At 70.3% G+C, this 5,487-nt stretch carries 5 protein-coding genes and 1 pseudogene; 3 read left to right on the top strand and 3 right to left on the bottom strand.

The genetic code is table 11. The features are described 5' to 3' along the window. Nucleotides 1-296 (bottom strand): wax ester/triacylglycerol synthase domain-containing protein (locus RMO85_RS10545; protein WP_310528683.1); only part of this gene is annotated, 296 nt, incomplete at its 3' end. 68 nt (nucleotides 297-364) lie between these two features. Between RMO85_RS10545 and RMO85_RS10540 the strand changes: the two genes are divergently transcribed. Next, on the top strand, nucleotides 365-1,648 hold the full coding sequence (locus tag RMO85_RS10540; RefSeq protein WP_310528682.1) for an alpha/beta hydrolase: 1,284 nt from the start codon (nucleotides 365-367) through the stop codon (nucleotides 1,646-1,648). On the opposite strand, the gene RMO85_RS10535 is transcribed toward RMO85_RS10540, so the two are convergent. After that, nucleotides 1,635-1,967, bottom strand: a complete 333-nt coding sequence (locus RMO85_RS10535; RefSeq protein ID WP_310528681.1) for a VOC family protein — start codon at nucleotides 1,965-1,967, stop codon at nucleotides 1,635-1,637. The two genes, RMO85_RS10540 and RMO85_RS10535, sit on opposite strands and share 14 nt — an antisense overlap. A gap of 84 nt (nucleotides 1,968-2,051) precedes the next feature. Here RMO85_RS10535 and RMO85_RS10530 point away from each other — a divergent pair, with 84 nt between their 5' ends. After that, a complete protein-coding gene (locus RMO85_RS10530) occupies nucleotides 2,052-2,879 on the top strand; it encodes a sigma-70 family RNA polymerase sigma factor (protein WP_310528680.1) in 828 nt (275 codons plus the stop codon). 11 nt (nucleotides 2,880-2,890) lie between these two features. Here the strand turns inward: RMO85_RS10530 and RMO85_RS10525 are convergent, their stop codons facing one another. Beyond that, on the bottom strand, nucleotides 2,891-3,814 hold the full coding sequence (locus tag RMO85_RS10525; protein ID WP_310528679.1) for a hypothetical protein: 924 nt from the start codon (nucleotides 3,812-3,814) through the stop codon (nucleotides 2,891-2,893). Between the two features lie 195 nt (nucleotides 3,815-4,009). Here RMO85_RS10525 and RMO85_RS10520 point away from each other — a divergent pair. Further along, nucleotides 4,010-5,487, top strand: a pseudogene (locus RMO85_RS10520) (hypothetical protein); the annotation flags it as partial.

The following is a 5,487-nucleotide window of genomic DNA, read 5'->3' as shown; positions in this document are numbered from 1 at the left end:
AGCTCGGCGTAGCCGCCGGGCTGGGGTAACGCGAGCCGGTGCACGTGACGGTCGATGTCGAAGTGCGCATCGCGCACCCACACGGGGTGGTCGAGGCGCAACGGCACCGACTTCGTCTTGCGGGTGAAGTGGGCCACGTCGCGGACGCGGTCCTCGATGCCGGCGCGCATCGAGGCGAACGAATAGCCCTCGGGCATGGTGGCCGGGTCGAGCATGACCAGACCGCAGACGTGCATGAGCTGGGCCGGCGACTCCAGGTAGAGGAAGCTGGCGTCGAGTCCGGACAGGCGATCCATGGGCGGCATGCTGGATCAACGCGCGGAACACGTTCTAGTTCCGTTGAGGTGACCGTTAGGGTCGCCGCGTGAGCTATCTGCGACGCCAGGCCATCGTGGCCGCCCTGACCGCCAACGCCCTCCGTCCGCCGTCGAACCCGAAAGCGGCTGTCCCCACCTTCTTCGCGGGGTGGCTCTTCGGCGAGCTGGCGCCGCAGATGCTGGCGTTGACGGTGCTCGACTCCGCGGCGCAGCTGCGCCCGTCGAGACGCTCCAGACTGCGTTCCAGGCTCGGCGTCACGCTCGCGGCCGCCAGCACCGCGGGTCTGGCCCACATCATCCGCCAGTCCCAGCAGGTGAAGGACCGGGTCGAGGACGCCCTCGTGGAGGGCCTGGGTGTGGACTACGCCGAGCAGCTCGACGCCGTACCCACCCCGACCGAGCTCGCGACGCCGTGGCCCAAGCTCGTCAACCCGTTCAACTTCAAGGACCGCGCCGTCCGGGTGGAGAAGGACATTGCCTATGCCGAGTTCGGGCGCCGCTCCATGCTCGACATCCACCGTCCGGCGGGCGTCGAACAGCTCGCCGGCGCGCCGGTCCTGCTGCAGGTCCACGGCGGGGGCTGGACCCTCGGCACCAAGGACCAGCAGGGCATCCCGCTCATGCAGCACATGGCGCAGCGCGGGTGGGTGTGCGTCGCGATCAACTACCGCCTCGCTCCGCGCGACCCGTTCCCCGCCCACGTGATCGACGTGAAGCGGGCCATCGCCTGGGTCAAGGAACACATCGCCGACTACGGCGGCAACCCCGACTACATCGTCATCACCGGCGGCTCCGCCGGCGGCCACCTCGCCGCCCTGGCCGCGGTCACGCCCCACGACAAGGAATGGCAGCCCGGCTTCGAGGACGCCGACACGTCCGTCCAGGCAGCCGTCCCGCACTACGGCGTCTACGACCTCGCCGGCTCGACCGGGCTGCGCAGCGCGAAGGCGATGCGGGACGGGTTCCTCGCGCCGAGGGTCTTCAAGAAGAGGTATGACGACGACCCGGAGGCCTTCGAGGCCGCCTCGCCGATCTTGCGCATCGACGGCGACGAGCCCGACTTCTTCGTCATCCACGGCGACCGCGACACCCTGGTCGACGTCGGCCAGGCCCGCGCGTTCGTGGAGAAGCTGCGCCGCGTCTCGAAGAAGTCAGTCGTGTACGCCGAGCTGCCGGGCGCACAACATGCCTTCGACGTCTTCCCGTCGATCCGCTCGGCGCACGTGGTGCGCGGGATCGAGCGCTACCTCGGCTGGCACTGGAACAGCTGGCGGGCCGGTCTCCCCGTCGACCACGAGGTCGACGAGGCCTCCCTGCTCACTGAGAGATGAACCCCAGCTGGTTGCCATGGGGGTCGGTGACGATGGCGGTGGTGACGCCGCCGCCGACCTCGGTCGCGGGCTGAGTGATCGTCGCTCCGGCCGCCTCGGCCTCGGCGACCTTGGCGGCGACGTCGTCGACGTTCCAGAAGACGACGGTGCCGGTCATGCCGCTCGCGTGGCCGGTGGGGTTGAGCCCGATCTCCTGACCGGCGACGTTGTAGCCGACGTAGTAGGGGGTGTCGGTGTGCGGCTCGATGCCGAACGCGATGGTGTAGAACGCGGTCGCGGCGTCGATCTCCGTGACGGGGATGATGACTGAGTGGCTCATTTCTCTTCTCCTTGGTCTCGACCGGTCACAACCGGCGCGGTTGGTTCGTCAGACTGGTGACGGATCCGAGCAGAGGAATGTGACATGGAGTCTTTCGAAGGGCACCGGACCCACCTGACTGCGGTCGCGACCCGGGTCCTCGGGCCCGGCGGCGACGCCGAGGACGCGGTCCAGGAAGCCTGGCTGCGCTACGAGCGCACCGACGTCTCGGACGTCGAGAACCTCCGGGGCTGGCTGACCACGGTCGTGAGCCGGATCTGCCTCGATCAGCTGCGATCTCGTACGGCGCGGCGCGAGGACCTCGTCGACGCGCATCTCGAACGCTCCGACTTCTCGCTGACTCCGGAGGACGACGTCGTCGTCGCCGAGGCGGTGGGTGGTGCGATGCAGACCGTGCTCGACGAGCTGAACCCGCCCGAGCGGGTGGCCTTCGTCCTCCATGACCTGTTCGCGGTGTCCTTCGACGAGATCGCCGAGATGCTCGACCGCTCCCCCGCCGCCACCCGCCAGCTCGCCTCCCGCGCACGCCGACGCATCCGTGGCACCACCCCCGCCACCGCTCCGGGACGCGAGATCGTCGACGCCTTCCTCAAGGCCGCGCGGGCCGGCGAGTTCGACTCGTTGCTCGAGCTCCTCGACCCCGACGTCGTGTGCCGCGCCGACGCCACCGCGGTGGCCATGGGTGGGCCGGTGCCGCTGCTGGTCGGGGCTCGCGACGTGGCGAACCGCTTCAACGGAGGTGCCCAGTCGGCGCTCCTGACGATCGTCGACGGCCTCGCGGGCGCGGCGTGGATGTATCGCGGGCAGGCCAAGGTGGTCTTCGACTTCACCGTCATCGACGAGCGCATCGTGGCCATCGACATGCTGTCCGACCCCGACGTGCTCGCCGGGCTCGTGCTGGAGAAGGTGTGACGCGGCCAGGGTCAGCCGGCGTAACCGGGCAGGGCGGGCGTCCAGGCGAGCGGCACGGCCGGCGTGATCTCCTCATTGGTGTCTTCGGGCCAGTGCGCCGTGCCGGTGTAGTCGACGCCGTCCATCGTGAGGTGCACGACGTAGGTGAACGAGTCACCTCCGAGGTCGATCGCCGCCTGCGCGGCGTCCTGGCGGTCGAAGGAGAGTCCGCCCGCGCCCATCCGGCACCTCACGCGCTGGGCGCCGAGATCGATCGTGGTGGCCCGGCCGTTGTCACTGATCACCTCGATCGTGGCGCTGGCCCGCTCGGGCACGTGGTCGAGCTGGGAGATGCCGAGCTCGACGCCGTAGCTGTCCAGCTGTCCGTCGTGGTCGGCCAGCACCGACAGGCTGCCGGTCGCCTCCATCGGTAGCTCGCCGGCCGTCGGTGTCGTCCACCGGAAGCTGCCCGACACGGAGCCGTCCTGGCCACGGCCGAACAGGTCGACCACCCACTCGCGAGCGGGTCCGGCCGGGAAGACCCGGAAGGTGTGCGCATCGAGTCGCTCGACCCTCGTGGGAACCTGCCGCAGACAGCCGCCCTCGCCGGGCTCCGCCAGCGTCGCCTCGAAGTCCCAGCCGGGGACCCCGAAGGTGAAGTCGACATGCTCGGGCGAGCCCACGGTGAACAGGCTGCGTCCGTCGCCGCGCCACCCGTCGGCACAGATGCCGGGCAGGCAGTAGGACCACGTCGTGAGCTTCTCGACGCCACCGCCCGGGAGTCGCAGCGAGACCTGGTTGGGTGGATGTGCGGTGGGCTCCTCGACCTCGACCGGGTAGGTCACCTCGGTCACGGTCGGCGTGCTCGGGGCGGTCGGTTCACTCGATGCCGGCCCGGTGGCAGCCGGCCCATCACTCGGGCCGGTCTGGGTCCCGCAGGCGGCGAGGACGAGCACGGCGAACAGTGTGAGGGCCAGGCGGCCGCGCGGGCTCATCTGGCTCGGACGAGCGTGCGGGCGCAACGGTTCCGCAGGGGATCATCCGCTCCACGCCCTGTCGGATCCTCGACGGCCCGCCAACAAGCCTTTGAACTGCACAAATGATACAGCTATCCCTTGTATCAGAACAGGTGTTCGATATAGGATCGGATCATGACCTCCGCCGTCATCGACACCACACCAGGACCCGCTGCGGGCTTCGGTTCCGACGGGCGCCTCGATGACCTGGACGCCGCGGCCACCCTCGCGCTGGCCGAGTCGGCGACACAGGCGCGACGGCTCGCCGAGGTCGAGGACCTCCTCGTCGCGGCGCACTGGGCCGACCTGCACTCCGACCTCCCGGTGCACGACCCCGACCTCCCCGCGCACGCGCGGGAGAAGATGATCCAGCCCGGCGGCGACGGCACCCCACCGATGCGCGAGTTCGCCCTGGCCGAGCTCTCCTTCGCCCGCCAGACCCACCACGCCACCACCCGCGCAGTGATCGCCGACATCCTCGACCTGCGCCACCGCCTGCCACTCACGTTCGCCGTGGTCCGCGCCCTGGAGTGCGAACCGTGGGTCGCGCGGAAGGCCGCCGTGATCAGCCGGCCCCTGGCCGTCGACCGGGTCGGGATCGTGGACCGGGCCATCGCCGCCGTGATCGCCGCGGAGTCACCCGCGGTGGTGCTCGAGCTCGCCCGCGCCAAGACCATCGAGGCCGACCCCGACCACGAGGCCGAGCGCCTCGCGTTCGAAGCCCGACGCCGCTACGTCGCTCTCTCCCGCGCCGACGAAACCGGCCTCCGCACCGTGATCGCCCGCGTCAGCGACGGCAACGCCGTATGGATCGACGCGATCCTCGACCGCGTCGCCGACATCCTCGCCACCACCCACGGCCACGACCACAACCGCGACGAGCTCCGCGCCCTGGCCTTCGGCTGGCTCGCCCGCCCCGCCGACCTCCTGCAACTCCTCCTCGAACACACCCAGACCGAGCACGAGGCAGCACGCCAGAACGAGGGCGAGGACGAGGACGAGGGCGAGGCCCGCCCGGTCTGGGCGCCCAGCCACCTGGTCGACACCCTCGCCGGACTCGCCGCGCTCACGACCCGCCAACTCGCCTCCCTGCGCCCCAAAGCGGTCGTGCACGTCCACCTCACCGACCAAGCTCTCCGAGGAGCCGTCACGGGCAGCGCCGGCATCGCGCGGGTCGAGGGCATCGGACCGATGCTCGTCCAGCACCTCGCCGACCTCCTCGGCCACGCCGACATCAGCCTGCAACCCGTCCGCGACCTCAACGCGCGGATCAGGATCACCGACTACGAACACCCCGACCGGCTCCGCGACCACACCTGGCAGACCGCCGGCGGCGATGTCTTCCCCTACGCCCCACCCGGCACCCGGATCAGCGTGGACTACGACCATCCCCGGCCCTACGAGCATCGCGGGCCACCGGACCAGACCGGCACCCACAACTCCGGTCCACTGCGCCGGACCCACCACCGCTGGAAGACCTTTGGCGGCTACCAGTGTCGACAAGCCGGGCCAGGGCGATATCTCTGGCGAACCCCCCGTGGCCGCTACTACCTCCGCGACCACACCGGCACCCACCCACTCGACCCCGACAGCGCCGAGATGATCATGCACGC

This window comes from Nocardioides sp., from assembly GCF_031422975.1.
In the GTDB taxonomy this organism is placed as follows: domain Bacteria; phylum Actinomycetota; class Actinomycetes; order Propionibacteriales; family Nocardioidaceae; genus Nocardioides.
This window is presented reverse-complemented; position numbering and strand designations above follow the sequence as displayed.

What these genes read in the sequence shown, in the direction of transcription:
- RMO85_RS10535 (WP_310528681.1), bottom strand. Translation starts at nt 1,967, where the DNA reads ATGAGCCACTCAGTCATCATCCCCGTCACGGAGATCGACGCCGCGACC.
- RMO85_RS10530 (WP_310528680.1), top strand. Translation starts at nt 2,052, where the DNA reads ATGGAGTCTTTCGAAGGGCACCGGACCCACCTGACTGCGGTCGCGACC.